Raw genomic sequence first — 18,895 nt, forward strand, 5'->3', positions numbered from 1 at the left:
TCCGGGCGGACAACACGGACTGCGGACAACGGGCAGAGGAGCCACGACGGGTGGATGACAGACCTGGGAAGCCCTCCGCTGGGGGCGCCCCACCCCGGATTGACACGGCGGACCTGAAGTCGCGGTTCGGACAATCCGGAGTTGACCTGATCACGCTCCTCTACCGGCTGCGGGATGAAGGCCAGTTCACCAATAAGCAGGCTGCCGCACGCTGGGCTCTCGATGATCCGAAAACCTGCCAACAGTATGGGGTATCGATTGCGGACGAGCGCGAAATCGAACCTCGCAGATTATCTGAGCTGATGAAGATGAAAAAGGAACCGGTCCCGGGGGGTTTGGTCTACGCGTTTTTCAAACTATGGGCCGAGAAGCATGAGAACAACGTCGTTCAGGTCAATGCGCAGGCCGACGTGCTTAACCAGATCTACCGCGCTGTCGTACAGGCAAGCTCAAAATCTTTACCTGATCGACGCCCGAATAAACTGGTCGAGATAATCCAACTTAAAGATGAGTTGGTCTTGGTGCAGCGTGAACTCATCGAAGCCACAAGGAGCGAGAGCCATTTCCGCACCTTAGCGGTTGTTCTCGGCACAGCCCTGCTCCAGCTTAAACTGCAGTACGAACGCCTGACCCTCGAACGCGATGACGTGCTCGCCCGGGCAGAGGCCGCCGAAGCCGCCCTAACGGGAAGCAAGGCTCAAGCCGCTAATGACCAGCTCGCCCGGGCCCAGCGCCAACTCGCCGACACCGAGGACAAGCTTCAGCAGGCGAACACTCTCGTTCAGCAGTTGCAGGAAAGACAGGCCCAACTCCTGACTGAACTGGACAAACGTGGGACCACCCACGCGACTGCTGTATCCGAGGCGACTTCTGATGCACCCGCGGTGATTGGCGGCTGGACCTCAGAATCTCTTCACGAGCATGAACGTATCCTCGATCGGATCGACCAGGAAATACAAGAGGGCACCCAACGTTTGGAACAGACCCGCCGCGAAGCTTCTCGAAACACCCGACAAGCCGAGACAGGCGCCACTGATGAGACCGAAGGGATGCCCCACCTGACGGATGCTGTCCTGACCGAGGCTCCTCCTGCGGGCGCCGTACAAGAGGGCATGGACGAGTCGGCGGACGTAGTCCTGAGGAAAGACATCCCCTCGGGGTCTCGCGTGGCCCTCCACGAGCTCGCCGCAGAGACCATCGGGCCGGTTGTCCGCCTAGGAAGTCCGTTGCCGGATAACCCCGCCACCTGGGATTTTGCGTCCCTGGAGCTGGGCGCGGCCGTCGCGACGCACGCGGCGAAGTTCTGGTTGCAGCGCCGGAAAGCACGGTTCGAGCGCGGTGCATCGTTGGTGGAGTTGGCCCAGGCGGAGTTGAAGGGGCCGTTGCAGCAGCGCAAGCTGGAGAACCTGGTCGACCGTATCGGGCAGCAGGTGGCCGAGCAGCTTGCGTCCATGCTGAAGAGGTACTTCCGGGACCTGCCTGACGGCGAGGCCGAGGCCGCGATCAGCGCGGTGGTTGACGTGCTGCAGGACGTGGACCTCTCGGACAAGGCCCTACTGTCGGTCGACGTGGACGCTGAGATCCTGGCCAAGCGAGTGCGCCGACAGTGCCGGAAACACACGGTGATGCTCCCCCCGATGGCCGAGGAGCTGTACGAACTCGCGCTGGACCAGGCGTGCCGCTGCCTGGTGCGGGTCGTGCGGTACCTGCCGTCTTTCCAGCCCGCAGCGCTCGGGGAGGTGCTCAGCGGCCTGATTGCCCGGTCCGAGCAGCTCGGGCTGCTGCTGTCCCGGATACCCACCGCCAGCCTCTACGCAGCGCACGACGTCGGCCGTGACGAAGACTTCCGGGTGGAGTACTTGAGGTTGCTCGCTTCAATGCTAGACCGGCTGGAACTGCTCGGTTTGCCGGGCGAGGAGCAGCCTGCGCTGTCATTAAGCGTGGCCTATCTAAGCCTGAGCATGTCCGGCAGCCTGGACGGCGAAAAACAAAGAATTCGGCTGCGGCCGGAGAACTGGTTCGACCCGCAGGCGCGCAACGGCACCGATGCCGACGAGGGTGTGGCTGTCGAGACCGCCATCGGTCGCGCATCGCGGATCTTGCTACGCGGTGAGGCAGGTTCGGGCAAGACCACGCTGGTGCACTGGCTGGCGGTCCGCGCGGCGCGCGGTGAACTGACTGGCGACCTGTCCGAGTGGAACAACTGCGTGCCGTTCCTCATCCGGCTGCGCACCGTCGCCGAGGGCAACCTGCCAGCGCCGGAACGGTTTGTGTACCACTGCACGCCGATGCTCGCCGACATCATGCCGGAGGGTTGGGTGCATCGACTGCTAGAGGCCGGCCAGGCGATGCTGCTGGTGGACGGGGTGGACGAGGTGCCCGTGCCCAGGCGACGTGCGATTAAGATGTGGCTGCGGAATCTGTTGGCGGCCTATCCGGGCACTCGCATCGTCGTCACCGCCCGCGTCTCCTCTGCTGACAGCCGATGGCTGGCGGAGGAGATGTTCGGCACTGTCATGTTGGAACCGATGAGCCACCGTGACATCCTGAGCTTCGTCGAACGGTGGCATCAAGCGGCTGCGCTGTCCGGCGCGGACGTCACGGACGCGGAACACCGTATGCGCCGCCAGATGGAGCGCCCGCACGTACGCCAGCTCGCCGCCAGCCCGCTGCTGTGCGCTCTGCTATGCGCGCTGAACCTGGCTCACCGCTCCGAGTTGCCGCGCAACCGGATGGATTTGTACGACAAGGCGCTTGCCATGCTGCTGCACTTGCGCGATGTCGAACGCGGCATCGCGAGCCTCCTGGACGACACCGAGAAGCGCGTGTTCCTGCGAGACTTGGCGTGGCGGCTAGCGTTGGCAAGCAAGTCTGACTTCCGGACCACGGAGGCGCTCGAGTTCATCACGCGCACACTGTCGCAGATGCCGAACGTGGCTGTAGTCGACCCGACGCTGATCTTCACGGACCTCGTCGAGCGCAGCGGCATCTTGCGAGCGCCTGTGCACGGTCGCGTTGACTTCATGCATCGGACGTTCCTTGAGTACTTGGCGGCCGAGGAAGCGGTCCAGCAGCACCATATCGACGTTTTGGTCGCGCACGCTCACCAAGACACGTGGTGGGAGACGATTGTGATGGCATGTGGCCACGCGACAGCCACTGTGGCCAGCCAGATGCTGACCAGCATTCTGGACCGCGCCGACGCAGAGCGGACCAAGGCACGCCACCTCCGACTGCTCGCGGCGGCCTGCCTGGAAACGGTACACTCCATCGCGGCGAAGGTGAACGCCCGTGTCGACGCGATGATCCGCGAAACCCTGCTCCCACCGCGCAATATCAACGAGGCAGGCTCACTGGCGGCCATAGGCCCTCGCATCCTTCGCTATCTACCCAGCAACCTCGACGGTCTGTCAGATGCGAAAGCAGCAGCCACGGTCCGTGTCGCCGCACTGGCTGGCACCACCGACGCATTGATGCTGCTGGCGTCCTACGCGCAAGACCCGCGAACAGCCGTCCACGAAGAGCTGATAAACGCCTGGCACTATTTCGATCCGAAACGCTTCGCAAACGTCGTGCTCGCCGACTCGTCACTGAACAACGGCCAATTGACCGTGCGGTCACGCAAACAGGTACCGCATGTCCGACACCTCCGGACAGTCGCAACGCTGAACGTCGACCTGGACTGGTCCGAGGTAATAAAGAGCCTCGACTTGTTCGCCGCGCTGCCCGCCCTCGAAAGACTATCGGTGCGGCTGCATGACAGCACATCACACGACCTCCAACTGCTCCGCGAGCACCGGCGTCTCAAAGATCTCAAGCTGTATGGTCTCCGGGCGACCAATGACCTCTCACCGCTCGCCGACCTCCCCGCGCTCACCCACCTCCTGCTGGGCGATTACCGGGATGAAGCGCTGTCGAGTATGACTGAGTTGGACGGGATGTCATCGTTAGCTCTATTCGACCCCGTGGATCGCTGCGGTATGAAACACGCTCTGCGGGTCTTCCGGTCGTTGAAGACCCTCAACGTGGTCGGCTTCCAGCCGATAGACCTGGCATCAATAGCCCGCATCGCGTCGATCGAGAACCTGATGCTGCAACACTCGACGTTCGACAGCATCGCGCCACTCACACAGATGACCGGACTGAGGACGTTGGACATCTCGAACAACGTCCACTTCGACTACGACCTCAGTCCGTTGGCGGCCCTGAATCTGCGGCACGTGCAACTGGGCGAGGGCCATACCTACATCGGCGTCGAGAGTCTGAAGGGCACAGTCCGATTCCAATGAGAGCTCCCAACAGAATGATCTTGGAGCCTTCCTTCTCAAGTTACGCCGCGCTGAGCCGAGGCACGGTCCACCGCTCTTGCGTCAACGCCCCGCTGCCGCGCAGCGGCCGACCGTCGCTGTGGATGTCAGTGCGGCGCACTTGCACCGCCCGCAGCGCTGCAGCCTCGGTGAGCAGGTGGGGCAAGCGGTGTTGGCCAGCCGTAGGCAACAACGCTCGTGCATAGCCATTTTCGATCTGCACGGCCCCGTGCGCGTCCGCCAGTACCCACCCGGCCGGCTCCAGATCCAGGCCACATACCTACGGTCGCCTAACTCTTTGTAGCTCGGCAACGGCTCCGGCATCGCCTCCCGCGTTGTCGATGTGCCTACCTTGTGCCGCTCGAAAAGTCATCGCTGCTGGTGAGGCAGCGTATCCGTATTCGTTGATGAGCCCGCCCAAGAGGCGAGTGCGTAGCAGCCTGCGGGTCGTGAGGTCGTGTGCCGCGGCCGGGTGCTGCTGTACCTCTGGCGGTAGCTGGTGGCGGTAGCTGGTGGCGGGCTTGGTGGGGCCGGTGCCGGTTGTAGTGGCCTTCGTAGGTCTTGAGGATCTGACGGGCATGAGCTTGTCCCACAATCAGGATGTGGTCGAGGACTTCGCGGTGGATCCCAGATCTCCATCGTCCGCAAGGGAGAGGACATCGGGCAGGTGGCTGACGCGCTCAGCTACCTTGGCCCGGCCGGTCGAATTACTAATCTGGCCGTGGACGCGAACGACGCTCCGCCGCCCCTCGACCTGATCATGGATCTGAGGTTGACGAGGCACATGAGCTCGGCGGCGCCCGACGAGCTCATGATTCCCTACGCGGATCATGAGCTCGTCGTGATCCGCGACTATCTAACCGAACGCGCTCCGCGGGCAGGGCTGGCACCCATCCGCGAGTCGTTGGAACGGTTTCGTACCGCGTTGACCGAGAACTTCACACTGGCGGACATCCTGCCGAGAGTCGAGGCCAGGACCACCGAATCGCGACGGGACTGAACCCGGGGTTCGGGCGCAGCGCTCACACCGGCAATCCGAGGCGCTGCGATGCGACACGCGGCCCTCGAAGTCAGACAGCCTGTGCGATGTCGCGACGTCTCGATGCGAACCAGTGATCACCCGTTTGAGTTGCTAGCTGTACCCGATCGTGCGCGCTGAGCGTCTTACCCTGGACTCGGGTGAATGTGCCATGACACGTGTTCTGTCGTCTTCGAGTCAGCCCCCGGTCCGCCGCGGCGCGCAGGGGTCGGTCACCCGCTTGCCTTCCGGGTCGTTGCGGGTGAAGGTGTACGCCGGCCTGCATCCGGTGACTGGTCGGCCGCGATATATCGGGGAGACGGTGGCTGCTGGGCCGTTGGCGCGGGAGCAGGCTGAAGAGGCGTGCCGTCGTCTGTTGGGTCAGGTGCGCCGCGGTCGACGTCTGCACAGCCACGCGACAGTCAACGATCTTCTAACCCGACATCTGGCGATGTCGCGTGTGGGTGAGAGGTCGCGTCGGTCGCACCTGTTGATGGCGGCCAAGCACCTGCGCCCGTTCATCGGCGACCTGCCGTTGCGGGCGGTCACCGCAGAGAAGCTCGAGCACCTGTACGCCGAGTTGCTTCGATGCCGTGACCACTGTCCCCCTCGCCCGGAGGCCGGGCATCGGTGTCGGCCGTTGCATCCGGGCACGGTTCGCAAGCTGCACTACCTGCTCAGCTCGGCGTTTCGGCGGGCGGTCCGGTGGGACTGGATCGATCACAACCCCACCAGAGACGTGGAGCTTCCGTCCCAACCGCATCCTGAGCCGAAGCCGCCGTCGGTGGTGGAGGCGGCGCGGATCTTGGGTGAGGCTTGGAAGGACCCGGACCTGGGGCCGCTGGTGTGGCTGGCTATGGCCACCGGCGCCCGCCGGGGAGAACTGTGTGCGCTGCGGTGGCAGCATGTCGATGTTGGTCAGGGTGTGTTGGTGGTGCGGGCGTCGATCGCGCAGGTGGATGGTGAGGTGTGGGAGAAGGACACCAAGCTGCACCAACGCCGCCACATCGCCCTGGACAACGTCACCGTCGCGGTGCTGAACGCCTACCACCAGCAGCGACAGCAGCGGGCCGCCGCGGTCGGTACCACGCTGACCCTGGATAGCTTCGTGTTCTCACCCCGTCCCGATGGACGGACGCCTCGATCGCCCAACGCGGTGACCTGCCAGTACCGCCGGATGGTCGACCAGTTGGGCATCCACACCACCTTCCACAAGCTGCGGCACTACTCGGCCACCGAACTCATCCGAGCCGGCGTCGACATCCGCACCGTCGCCGGCCGACTCGGACATGCAGAAGGCGGCACTACCCTGACTTACTACGCGGCCTGGGTACGCGAAGCCGATCAACGCGCCTGCCGCATACTGACCAGACGCCTGCCCATGCCAGTCGCCTCACCCGCAAATTTGCCGATAGTAGATTCTTCTAACCCACCGTGCCCATACAGGATGATCGCGGATGGCCTACGTGTGGCAATTCTCGACGGCACGCTGCCTGCTGGAAGTGTTTTGCCAACCGTGAAAGAAATCGCGCTGCGGCATCACGTATGCCCGAGTACCGCTCACCGAGCTATCGCTGTGCTCGCTCGAGAGCAATTGGTTGTTGTCAGCCGAGGCCGCCGCGCCATCGTGAGCGACACGCACCCCCCAGGAGGGACTACAGGCCGTGACATCACAACGTGACTACCACTCTCGCGTGGAATGCCTCGTGGAGGGAAACTGGTGCGATCAGAGAGCCTGTGGAGTACTATTGAGGCTGACAGCGAGAACATAGTTGCTGGCAGAGGCTGGGGAGACTTTGGTCGTAGCCCTCTCAAGGCGGTAGCGCGGGTTCAAATCCCGTCGGGGCTACACATTCTCCGCAGCGCGTTGACCCAGGTCAGCGCGCTGCGGTCGTCTCTGCGGCATCTGTCAGCGTGACCTCAGAAGGGTGCGCGTGGAATGCCTCGTGGAGTGAACGGTCGGCGGGTGGCCGGCGACGCCACGTACAGTGGGGACATGGAAGCTTCGGGGGGAGCTTCTCGGGGGGAGACGCGCACGCGCCGAACAGCGCGGGCGCAGGGACATATCGAGAAGCTGAAAAGCGGCTCCTTGCGGGTCTGGGTTTATGTCGGCCACGACAAACTTTGCACAAGCCGCTGTATTTGAAAGAAACCATTTCCGCGGGCCCGGATGCCGCGGAAACCCGGGCACGTGCCGAACAGGTGCGTAATGACCTGCTGGAGAAGGTGCGGGTCGGGAATCATCCGCGCAGCGACGCGACGGTCGACCAGCTCTGGGAGGCGCACTGCGAGAAGACGAAGTGGGGTCGCAAGACCCGGGACACCAACGCGGGGTACTACCGCAAGCACATCCAGCCGTTCCTGGGCCAATACAAGATCAACAATGGGCGTCTCGACGGTGACCTGATCGACGAGTTCTACGCCGAGCTGGAGCGGTGCCGTGACCACTGCACCGGGTCACGCAGCGCACCTCCGGTGCGCCATTGGTCAGCGTCGGAGCACCGATGTGACCAGCGCTGCAAGCCCCACACCTGTCGACCACTCGCGGCCTGGACGATCCGCAAGATCCACTCGATGCTCAACGGTGCGTTCAGCTACGCCCGGCGCAAGAAGTGGACCCTGCGCAACCCGATGGAGGGTGCGGAACCCTCATCGCCCAAGGGATGCCCGCAGCCGCCGACCGTGAAGGAAGCTGCGTTGATCATCGACGCGGCCTGGAACGGCACCTACTACGGCCCGGCGGTGTGGTTTGCCACCACCACCGGCGCCCGGCTCGGGGAGCTGTGTGCGCTGCGCTGGCGGGATCTGACCATCCCAGCACGTGGACATCTCCCACGACATCGACGGGCACGACCCCCGCGATTGTCTCGTACAGGGCTGTCACTGGGTGCTGTCGATCAGCCGCAGCATCGAGCATGGCCAGTCATCATGCCGCGCCAGTCGGTGTCGCCGCCGCGGACTTGCGGCCGCACCCACGAGCACTTCATCCTTCGCGCTCCGCGCGGCTTCAACCTGCATGGATGGAGTTGTCGACAGGCACAGCGCCGCCAACGACATCGAGTTGGTGTTCACCCCGACCAACGGGTCGTGGTTGAACTGGGTCGAGTGTGAGTTCACCGCGATCCGCTACTTCGCCCTCAACGGTAGTGACTACCCCACCCACACCGCGCAAGAAGCCGCGATCGCCCGCTACATCCGCTGGCGCAACAAACACGCCCAACCCAAACGACACTTCGCCATCAGATCCAAGATCCGCCAACCCGATTACCTCCCCCTATCAGCTTGACGCGGCACTAGCCCTTCCGGGAGTTCCGCGTACTGCTTTCGTCTCCCCCCATCAGCAACGATGCCATCTTTTGAAATCTCACAACTCTGCCAGGCATTCTCGGCGGACGAAGTGAGTACCAAGATAATGAGTTGAGCGGGAGATCATCAATGCCATTTTTACCTTTCACGACCACCGTTCTGGAGGGAAGTAGCGACGGCCCTGGTCCGATCTCGACTTCGGCAGCGTCAGCCCAATCGATTCGCGCCGAGGTGCCGAACATTCCTCGTTCTATGACGCTTTTTTCGCTGACGTACACGCCTGAGCGCCACGAGGTGTAGATCCACCACCCACTACCGAGCATTACCACTATTCCGATTACCAGTATTACTATGTCTCCGTCCCATCCGGAGGCCACCGCAAGCCCGGTAACCAAAAGTATAACGCTCAGAGTAAGCACGAACCAGCGCCAGGGCGATCGCAGAGAACAAGGCAGTTGCAGACTGGTGGTCTCGTCAGATCTCACGTGATCACCGTACCATTTGCGTATTCGGGCTTAGCACGGCCTCTTTCTCGCGATCTGCCGATGGGCGCAACCGCCGGTCTTGATCCAGTTGGCGCCATTCAAGCCGGTCATATAGCTAGCTTTCCCCCACAGACTCATGGCTTTCCAGGTGGCGGACCGGGCAGTGTTTTGGACCCATGGCGACATTCTGGCAAACTTGACGTAGCGCAGCGATGAGGCTAGGCCGAATGACAGCGCGGTTCCAGCAGCGTCAGCGAGGATGGAACTCTTACTGTTGCGCCACCCGTTCTGTTTGATCTTCTGAGCGGTGCGAACTCCGAATGCGAGCCCTTGAGCCACCCCGCACGATGCCCAACCTGCGACCGGCACCATGCATACGCCTGTTGCCGCGATAGTAGCAATCGTACCGGCATGTTTACGTACGAATCGGCCAACAGATCTGGCGGCCTTCTTCAACCAGCTCCACCAGCGCCCATCGAGGTCAGTGCGATTGATGGGGTCGGCGTTGGTGTAGTCGTAGTCGTTGGCGGAGCCTCCGTCGACCGGGTCGACGGAGAGGAATCGGCCGAGTGCTGGGCTGTAGGGTCGGGCGCCCATCTGGACGAGTGACAGGGCGCCAGCGTGTTCGTAGGGGCGTTGGTGTTGACCAAGCCAGCCGTAGTCCATCTGGCCGGGTTGGTTGTCCGGCACGCTGTCCGGGTTGATGGCGCCAGTCGGGCTGAGTGGTTCGCCGAATGGGGTGTAGGTACGCAGTGGGCCGGTTTGGTGACCGGTGGGATCGGTGGTGAGACACAGGTCGCCGCGCACGGTGGGATGGTCCCATGTCTGCTGAGCGCCGATGGTGTAGAGGACGCCGCCTGGAAGGGTGATAGTGCGGGTAGCGATGCGTTTGTCGGCGGTGAGGGCGAGATCCGCGGTATCGCCGTCGCTGGTGTAGGAGTAGAGCACAGCTGCGGCCGTGTCACCGGTGGCGGCGTCGCGGCGAATGATGCGGTCGGTGGCGTCGCGGATGTAGGTGACGGTAGCCGGGTCGGTACCAGTGGTGCGGGCGCCGGTGTTGCGGTCGTCGCCATCCCAGGTGAGGGTAGTTGTGGTGGTGGCGCCGGCGGTCCAGCCGGTGGTATTGCCGTGAGTGTCGTAGGTGATGCCGGCGACCTCGGTGGCGCCAGAGGTGGCGAGGATTCGGTCGGTGGCGTCGTAGCAGTAGGAGGTTTCGGTCGTACCGGTCGAGGTCTGGTCGAGTAGCCGCACACGGTTGGTGTTCGTGCCGGCGCCGACCTGGGTGCCGGTCGGACAGGTGGTGGATGCGGTGCTGGTGAAGTCATAGGTGTAGTGATGTCCGCTGACCCAGGCTTCGGTGAGCCGGCCGGTCGAGTCGTAGACATAGTTGGGTGCGTTGGGGCGGGCATCGACACCCGCGAGGGTCTCGTTGGTGACGGTGCCGGCGCGGGTACGGTCGACGGAGGAGGCGATGGTGGTGTTGTCGCTGGTGAGCCAGGTCAGACTGGTGGTCTGTCCGGCGGGGTCTTTGCCGATCGCGGTCAGGGAGGTGCCGTTGGCGTAGGTGACGCTGGCCAGTTCGCCGGCGCTGTCGTAGGTGACTGTGGCCAACAAGGTGGTGTCAAGGGTGTGGGTGAGGATGCGGCCGGCGTCGTCGTAGGTGTAGGTGGTCGTTCGGGATGGATCGGCGGTGCTGGGTGGAATGAGGGTTTCGGCGGTGACACGGCCGGGTTGGTCATAGGTGGTGTTGGTGCGGGTGCCTTGGGTGTCGGTGTAGGCGACGGTGCGGCCGAGCAGATCGACCCTGGTGGTGATCGTGCCTTGGTTGTCGGTGACCGAGGTGGTCAGCGGGTCGCCACCGACGGCGTAGTTGGTGGTCACGGTGCGCGCCGAGCCGGTGGACGAGGCCGGATAGGCGCGAGAGACGACACGGTCGCGGTCGTCGTAGGAGGTGCACGTCCAGTCGCCGTTCACCGCGCTCGCGATGACCCGACCGGAGGCGTCGTAGACTTGCTGTTCCGACCTCGCCGAGCCAACTGCGGGGGTAGGTGAGGTGACGAGCTTGGTCATCCCACCCTGGTTGATCGCTGGGCTGCCAGCCACACACGGGTTGGCCCGCGTTTCGGTATCGCCGTAATAGGCGTAGCTCGTCGCGGCCCCGGTGGGCGAGGTCTTGGTGGTTTGACGTAGGTAGCCCGAGCCGGGGACCTCATACCCGGTCCGAGATGTCAGCAGCGTCGCTCCTGTGCCAGAGGTCGTCGAGGTGGCCAGTCCGTAGGTCAGGTCCAGACCATTCTCGTCGTATCGGGTCGTGGTGACCTGATCGGGCACACCGTCGGCGGGAGCTTCGGAGGTGGTGGTCGACGTGGTCAGACCATAGCGAGGGTGCAGGTACTGCCCAGGAATGTGTTCATAGGTGCCGGCAGGGGTGGTCCAGTTGACGTGCAGTTGGCCGGGGCCGCCGCCGTTGAAATGGTCGACCCGGATGCGATGGATAGAGCCCGCAGTGGTGTTCGTGTAGTCACCGCGAGCGGCACGTGGCACATCCAGCAACCAGGAGTCGACCACGAGCTGGTCGTCGATCCACAGCCGGGCGCCGTTGTCGACGTGTACCTCCATCGTGTACTTGCCAACATCGGGAAACTGGATCTCGCCGGTCAGCCGGATACCGAAGTTGCCGGCCGGGATGCCGGGTGCCGGGGGTGTGGTGCCGTCCCAGTCCTGGTACATCTGGCCGTCGGCGTGGCCGAAACCGGTCGCATACACCTTGGGTGCGCCGCTGAGGCTGGTGTTGTCGTAGTAGGCCACCGACAACCCAACCATGCCCTCGTCGTAGCCGGTGTGGTTGTGCGGCACGATACCGGCGCACGCCGCCGTCGGTAGCTGGCCGGTGAAACAGGACGCGGGCGCGGGTCCGTACTGGTCGGTTGGGCGATCGGCATAGTCGTAGACGGTGGTGGACATGCGGCCCGCCGCGTCGGTCGAGGTGAGCGCGAGGTCCTTGTCGTTCCAGGTCTGAGAAGTGGTTTTGCCGGTGGCGTCTGTCGTGGACAGTAGGCGCCAGGCGTCGTCGTAGGTGACCCTGGTGAAGAATCCGACCGCCGGGGAGAGCCCCGCCTCATCCACGAAGGATCGGTGGTTGGCCGGGTCGTAGCGGTAGCCGTGTCGCGGACGGGGTTGCCCCGGTTGAGGCGCGGGAGCGGTGATCGAGGTGGCGACGGTGCCGCCGGCGTCGTAGCCGATCGCCCAGGTGGACTCAGGCGTGCTGCGGGTTGTTGGATCGACGGCGACCCAGTCATTGACCAGTCCGTTGCGCATCGCGGAAAGCATGCCGGCGGTGTTGTAGGTGTAGTCGGTGATCTCCGAACCCGGGTCCTCGATGCGGAACAGCTGCCCCTGCTTGTACCAGAGCCTCGTCTGGCTGCCGTCCCAGTAGACGATCCGGCACAGCATCTGGGTCGGCGGCAACGTGTCCGCACCACTCGGTGGGGTGGCGCCGCCGTAGCAGTCGTCGCCGGAACGGTTGTAGTACAGGTGATGCGAGCGACCGGAGACCGGATCCTTGATCTCCCGCAGCCGCGACGGGGTGCCGTTATAGAGGTTCACCAGCGCGGCCGGCTTGCGTGAATCGGGAGATGTGCTCAGAGTTTCCAGCTTGCCGTCCGCGCCGAATACGTACACATCCGAACCCTCGGTCAAGGTGACGTGGCCCCCGGTGTCCAATGCGAGGACGCCGTCCTCACCGTCGGGCGGACTGTAGCCGCCCGCGGACTTCTTGGTCCAGGTGTGCTTCGCGCCGGTGCCGTCGGTCACCACGATCGTCTGGTCGGTGACCTGGGCCTGGGTGTAGGTCGAGCCGGTGCCGTCGAGGTCCGCCGAGAGCGTCCAGCCGCGCGGCAGGACCGGGCTGTCGGTGGTGTGCAGCCAGTCGGCGGGCACGATCTGGGGCGGCACCGTGCCGTTGGTGGTTTGGGTGAACAAGCGGAGGTAGGACGGGCCGGTGGCCTCGGCGAGTTCCACCTTGATCGGCACCGGGTGGTGGGCGGTCAGTGCTGTCCCGGTGGCCTGGGTCCAGTTCACATCGCTGCAGCAGCCGGTGTTGTACACCGACTGGTTGTTGATCCACACCTTCAAGGTGTCGTCGTGCACCCCGGCGAACTGGTAAGTTCCATCGACTGGCGGATCGAAGTACCCCTCCCACCGCACCACGAACCAGTCCGGGTCCAACGCCGGCGCGTACGGCGACGCGGTGCCGAAGTCCACGTTCACCTGCGGCTCGGTACGCACCAACGCAGGTTGCTGACCATCGGCGACATTCCCATTGTGCGACAGGTCCGCGAAGTACGAGGCTCGTAGCCCCTTGGCATCCTGCTGCTGGGAGTTGTAGTCGAACGTCAGGCCGGCCGTTCCGCCGACCGTGATGAAGGTGGGCGACGCCTGTGAGGTCATGACGTTCCCATTGGCCAGGTTCACGGTCACCGGACCCAGACCGTCCGACGGTGCCGGCCCCTTGTCGCCGACACGCTGGTCCACCCGGAAATGCCCGACATTGGGCTGTGTGACCATCGAAACGCCGCTGTACGTACTCGCCTGCCACGTATACGCGACCCCATCCTGCAACACACCCGACGGTACCGTCCATGTAGGACCAGATTGGCAACCCGACTCGACCACCACACCCGACTTGCCGTCGTTACCCGTGGCCACCCGGAAGCAGTACTTCACCGCATCGCCGTCCTGATCGCTCGCCGAGTCCACAGCCAGCGTAGGTGTCAAGTTCGTCTGCACGCTGTTGTCCGGCGGCGCGATCTGGACCGGCGCCGGCGGAGCGTCCCCCAGGTCGATCGTCAGCGTGACAACCAGGTTCTTGTACGTCCACACATTCGCGACCTCCGCACCCACCAGCATGAAGTACGGGCGGTTGTCGCGGTTCGCGACCGCTGTCGCGATGTCCTGCGTCAGCCGAGGATCCGAGAGACTGCCGACCTGACCCACAAACGCGCTGGCCAACGCTGCGCCAACGCCGTCGAAACTAAACGCCGTGGCGTGATACAGGTCCGCGTTGTAGGTCTTGTCCACCCCCACCGGTGTCCGTGTGTTGCTCAGGTCCATCCGTGCCCCGACGACCGTTTGCCCGAACATCGACGAGTAGTCGAAGTGGAAGACGCTGCGCCACACCGCTCCGCTATCGAGCGGATTCCCAATCTTGATACCGCAGTTGGTGCACGTCGCCCCATCGGACTTGTAGGAGATCGATTGATCGTCGCCTGTGGCGAAGGTCGGGTCCACACTCACCGGGTACGCCCGCGCCGGGTCCCGCAACCATGTCTCGTCCACCGACACCGTCAGAATCCAGCTATCCTCTGCTGGCTCGAGGTCGTAGCCACCACCGGTCATCGCCGGCGGGCGAGCGGTGGAGCCGGAAGAATCCCATGCCGCGATCGGTGGCATCACAACCACATTTCTACCGGCGCCATCCGCGAACACCACCGAACCGTCACCAGCAACCCGGGGGGTCAACCCATCAGTGCCTAGCCGAAAGCGCCACGAGGAATTCCCCTTGTCCGGAGGCTTGTGCAGTTCGATGGTCTCCTTGACAGAGCCCGCGGTGACCTCGTAGTCCAGGTCGGTGTTCGGCAATACGTTCGTGTAACCGACCTCGCTGCCCGATGCGCGGGCCGCACTCCCCGTCGCCTGCTCAAGACCCAACCAGGCACGCTTGCCGTTCACCTCCACCGACAACAGTTCCGGGTCATCGGCTCGCCTGCTCAACGACACGTTCAGTGGGTGCCGCTTCGCCCGCAGCCGTCCATCCCGCCTCACCAGACCGGTGTCCACCGGTTGCCAAACACCCGAAGAATCCCTGGTGTTCAACGGCTCACTCGACTGACGCACTGTGCGGGTACCGTCCAGGTTCTCGAACTCCGTCGCGAACATCGATCGCGACACCGGCTCCGAACTCTTGGCGTCGAAGTGATTCGTGTCCCTGACTTCGAACGGGCTGAAGTCCGCGTGCGGATCCGCCGGCGCCAACGACTGAGGCGCCAGCGGCTCGCCGGGCAGCAACGGCACATTCCGTGGATCAACCGCGCGCGAGGCCACCTCCGCCAACGCGGGAGCCATCGCATCCAAACGGACAGGGCCAACCCGGCGACCATCACCAGTACCAAAATCCGAAACGCGCGCACGTCAAACCGACCGAACAGCACCATAACCCCCAGAAGGGCTCGCGCGGACCCCGACTCCCCGCAAGGCCAAGAAAGAATCTCGATCACACGATCCCGGATGACACCAACAGTGTCACTCCACCGAACGACGCAATCGCGGAACGTAACCCACAGCTAGGCTGAACGGATGACCGAGACCTCTCGTGACAACGAATGCCGGTTCCACGAACTGATGGCCCAAGGCGGTCCAACCGCCGTGGAACGACAGGTGAACAACTCAGGACCAAGTTTGGCCCTGCCGGACAATCGCGGCTCGTACTACAACAGCTGAGTACTGGTCACCGTTCCCGCGAAGCACCGGCTCTTCAGGGAAGCAAACATAACGCCAAAGCCCCTGACCGACGAGTCCGAAGCCGTCGTCATTCGACGGTCACCCAATCCAGGCGCCCGGCCGCTGCATACGGTTCACCGGGCCACGCCTACGTGCACCAATTGATAAACATCCACGGCGAACGACGTCAAATGAGGGGAGTTCAGACGGTCGTAGCATGTGATCTTGGTGTTCTGTGGGAAAGGATTCGCTGTCGTGCGCAGGATTGACCTTGGCGGGTCGAGAGGAGATCTCCCGTGGGCCTGCGGAGTTGTTGGAGATCAAGGACATCGCGGTCCGGATTGGTCGTGGACCTGGTGGCGGGCACCTCGACGTTCAACTCGGGCCTGTACGGGGCCGGGCGGCGTCAATCGCCTCCTGAAGCCGGTCTTTCCACCATCGGGCGGTGGCCGGATCTCGGGACTGTACGCGACCTACTACATCCGGCTGTTCAACAGCTGTTGGGACGCCGAAGGGAGCATTGCGAACTGACCCCCGTGGTGAACGGTCACCTCGGGCCGATAATGCGCGAGTTCTGGCTCCTGTTGGCACACACCGGGGCCTCGGTCCGTTCCTACGCCCGGCAACAGGCGATCGATCCGGCCTCGGTGTCCCGCTACCTCAACGGAGCGGTGCTGCCGGCGGACGAGTTCGTCATCGACCTGATCGACGCAGTCAGGCGTGCGACTGGGCAGGACCTGGTTTGAGGAAGCCGAGCAGCTGCGGAAGCTGCACCGGGCCGCCCAGGAGGCTCAGACCAGCAACTGGGGTGTCACCCAGCAGTGGAAAGCCAGGGAGGCGAAGCTGCGCGACCGGGCGGAGGCCGCCGAGGCGATGGCCGCCGCGAGCGCGGAGGAGGTCCGTGAGCTACGACGGCTGGTCGAGGAACTGTCGGCCCACGCCGACGCATCCCCTCCGGCGAGCACGGGAGAACCCGCCAGGGTCCAGCCAACCCGTTACTGGAGCTCCTACACCGACGCTCTCACGAGCAAGGGGTGGACGTCCGAGTCCGTCGCCGCCGTCGACGAGGTGACAGAGCGGGTCATGACCTTCCTCGCCGACCCGACGACGCCGGAACCGACTCCAATCAGGGGAACCTTCGTCCACGAACTGGAGAGCGGCAGGACCGCCAGCGCGGTCGGTCTGATCGCGAAGTCAATCGATGCTGGTTACCGTCTGGTGATCGTGCCCACCGGCACGACGAACATCGCCCGGCGACAGATCCAGGAGACTATCGACGCTGGCGTCCGGTCGCTGCCCGACACTTCGGGGATCGTCCGCCTGACCGACCCGGAGCTGGACTACCGCAGACTGGCGCAGACCCTGTCCACGCTCGAGTTTGAGAAGCAGCGACCCGACCTGCCCCTCAACGACGCGCGGAACCTGTACGGTGCGTCGGTACGGCTCATGGTCGTGAAGAAGAACCAGTCGGTTCTCCGGAGGCTGCTGAACGACCTGCTATACGTCCAGACTCAGCTCGGCGAGATCCCTACCTTGATCGTCGACATGGCACCGGAGAGCCACCAGGAGGGTTCGGCGATCGACAGGTCCCTCATCCGGATGGACGGACACCCCGGTCACCGCTGGCGCTGACCTGCCAGTACCACCGGATGGTCGACCGGTTGGGTATCCGCACCACCATTCACAAGCTGCGCCGCTACTCAGCCACCGAACTCATCCGCGCCGGCGTCGACCTCCGCACCGTCGGCGGCCGACTCGGACACGCCGAAGGAGGAACCACACTCGCGTTCTATGTGGCCTGGGTTCGAGAGGCCGACCAACGCGCGTGCAGGAACGCCAACAGATCGTCTATCACGGTGACCATCGGCAACTGCGGACGGGAACGAACCTGCTCGCTGGCGAGCGGATCTTTGCACGTCGCTGCGGTGACATATCGAGAGACTGAAAAGCGGCTCACTATGGGTTCAGGTCTATGCCGGCCACGACAGATTGCTGCACAACTCGCTGTATTTGAAGGAGACCATTCCGACGGGTTCGGATGCGGCAAAAAGCGGTAGTACCCGGTGTTGATATCGCGGCACTTGCGACCCCACTTCTACCCACTGTTGATCTTGTGGTGGCCCGGCGCCGGTTGGATGCGCTTGCGCCATAGCCGTTGACACCGTGGGTTGGCTGACGGCTGGTCGCTCACGGGGTGGCGGCGGCCGCCGAGAGCTCCGCGCCGGTGTCGATGAGTTCCGCCAGCACCAGCGCTCCTCGCAGGGAGGACAGGTCACCGAGAAGTGCTGGGCGCAGTGGCGGTAGGTCGACGCCAGGTCGGGACAACGCCCTCGTTTCGGCACCTACCAGTGACAGGAGTTCCGGTGTCCTGGCGGTCACACCACCGCCTAGAACGACCACGTCCGGGTGGGCCAGCTCGCAGATCCCCACCACCGCGACCGCCAGGGCGTGTGCGGCCTCCCGCAGCGCGGTCACCGCCCAGGACGCGCCTGCCGCCACCGCACCGGTGAGATCCTGGTGCGGCACGTCCGCGCCCCGCAGTTCGGCAGCACGGCGCAGGATCGCGGGACCGGATGCGGCGGCCTGCACGCAGCCGCGGCGTCCGCAGGTGCACCGGCGGCCCGCCAGGTCGACCACGAGATGGCCGACCTCGCACGAGCCGCGGTCCGGCCACAGCCGTCCGGCCGCGACGATCCCGCCACCCACGCCCGTTCCGACTCCGATGTACAAGACGTTCTCGCGGCCTGCCGCGCGGGCTTCGGCCAGCGCGGCGAGGTCGCCGTCGTCGGCGTGTGCCACGCGGCTCGTCGGGAACAACCGCTGCAGCGCTCCGGACAGGTCGAGACCCGTCCACGTCGGTCGGTTCGGCCAGGTTCGCACGATGCCGTCCGCGTCGCAGGTCGCCGGCACGGCGACCCCGACGGCGGTCACGTCCTCCGGCCAGTCCGACAGCGCGGCACGCACGGCGGCGTAAAGGTCTGCGAGGTCGTCAGCGGCCGATCCCGTGTCGCGCCAGTGGAACACGGACTCGGCCACCCGCTCACCGGCCTCGGCGCGCAGCGCGACCTTCGTGCCGCCGATATCGAGGCCGAGCCTGCTCACGGTTGGACGCTCCGCTCGGGGTGGAGCCCGTTGCCCGCATCGCGCACCGGTTCTGGTGTGGACAATTGTTGTCCTGGCATTACAGCTCCTTTCCTTCCGTTCGGACGTTAACCGGCGCGGATACCTGCCGGCACCCCTAACCCCCCCTTTGTGCGCCGCGGTCGACATATTCCCGGACG

At 64.4% G+C, this 18,895-nt stretch carries 10 protein-coding genes; 8 read left to right on the forward strand and 2 right to left on the reverse strand.

Annotation, left to right across the window (positions count from 1 at the left end; translation table 11 throughout):
- The first annotated feature begins 50 nt into the window (after positions 1-50).
- The 4 genes from VET29_RS32790 to VET29_RS32805 all read left to right on the forward strand — a co-directional run bounded on the left by VET29_RS32790 (position 51) and on the right by VET29_RS32805 (position 8,436).
- Positions 51-4,289 carry an NACHT domain-containing protein gene (locus VET29_RS32790; RefSeq protein ID WP_324927961.1) on the forward strand — a complete coding sequence of 1,413 codons (4,239 nt, stop codon included), beginning with the start codon at positions 51-53 and terminating at the stop codon, positions 4,287-4,289.
- Between the two features lie 685 nt (positions 4,290-4,974).
- Complete coding sequence (locus VET29_RS32795; RefSeq protein ID WP_324927963.1) at positions 4,975-5,307, forward strand: hypothetical protein; 333 nt, start codon at positions 4,975-4,977, stop codon at positions 5,305-5,307.
- 280 nt (positions 5,308-5,587) lie between these two features.
- Complete coding sequence (locus tag VET29_RS32800; RefSeq protein WP_324927965.1) at positions 5,588-7,006, forward strand: tyrosine-type recombinase/integrase; 1,419 nt, start codon at positions 5,588-5,590, stop codon at positions 7,004-7,006.
- A gap of 443 nt (positions 7,007-7,449) precedes the next feature.
- Positions 7,450-8,436 carry a hypothetical protein gene (locus VET29_RS32805; protein ID WP_324927967.1) on the forward strand — a complete coding sequence of 329 codons (987 nt, stop codon included), beginning with the start codon at positions 7,450-7,452 and terminating at the stop codon, positions 8,434-8,436.
- A 710-nt stretch (positions 8,437-9,146) separates the two neighbouring features.
- Here the strand turns inward: VET29_RS32805 and VET29_RS32810 are convergent.
- Positions 9,147-15,239, reverse strand: coding sequence for a PA14 domain-containing protein (locus VET29_RS32810; protein ID WP_324927970.1), 6,093 nt, complete (start codon positions 15,237-15,239; stop codon positions 9,147-9,149).
- Positions 15,240-15,470: 231 nt separating this feature from the next.
- Between VET29_RS32810 and VET29_RS32815 the strand changes: the two genes are divergently transcribed.
- From VET29_RS32815 to VET29_RS32830, 4 genes are all read left to right on the forward strand, one after another.
- Positions 15,471-15,614, forward strand: coding sequence for a hypothetical protein (locus VET29_RS32815; RefSeq protein ID WP_324927972.1), 144 nt, complete (start codon positions 15,471-15,473; stop codon positions 15,612-15,614).
- A gap of 347 nt (positions 15,615-15,961) precedes the next feature.
- A complete protein-coding gene (locus VET29_RS32820) occupies positions 15,962-16,360 on the forward strand; it encodes a hypothetical protein (protein WP_324927974.1) in 399 nt (132 codons plus the stop codon).
- The gene (locus tag VET29_RS32825) at positions 16,335-17,246 is read left to right on the forward strand and encodes a hypothetical protein (protein WP_324927977.1); all 912 of its coding nucleotides are present in this window, start codon (positions 16,335-16,337) and stop codon (positions 17,244-17,246) included. Before VET29_RS32820 ends, VET29_RS32825 begins: the two co-directional genes overlap by 26 nt.
- Before the next feature lie 17 nt (positions 17,247-17,263).
- Positions 17,264-17,671, forward strand: a complete 408-nt coding sequence (locus tag VET29_RS32830; protein WP_324927979.1) for a tyrosine-type recombinase/integrase — start codon at positions 17,264-17,266, stop codon at positions 17,669-17,671.
- Positions 17,672-17,801: 130 nt separating this feature from the next.
- Here the strand turns inward: VET29_RS32830 and VET29_RS32835 are convergent, their stop codons facing one another.
- Positions 17,802-18,716, reverse strand: coding sequence for an ROK family protein (locus tag VET29_RS32835; RefSeq protein ID WP_324927981.1), 915 nt, complete (start codon positions 18,714-18,716; stop codon positions 17,802-17,804).
- Between the last annotated feature and the right edge of the window lie 179 nt (positions 18,717-18,895).

The sequence above is a fragment of the Actinophytocola sp. genome, from assembly GCF_035634895.1.
In the GTDB taxonomy this organism is placed as follows: Bacteria; Actinomycetota; Actinomycetes; order Mycobacteriales; family Pseudonocardiaceae; genus Actinophytocola.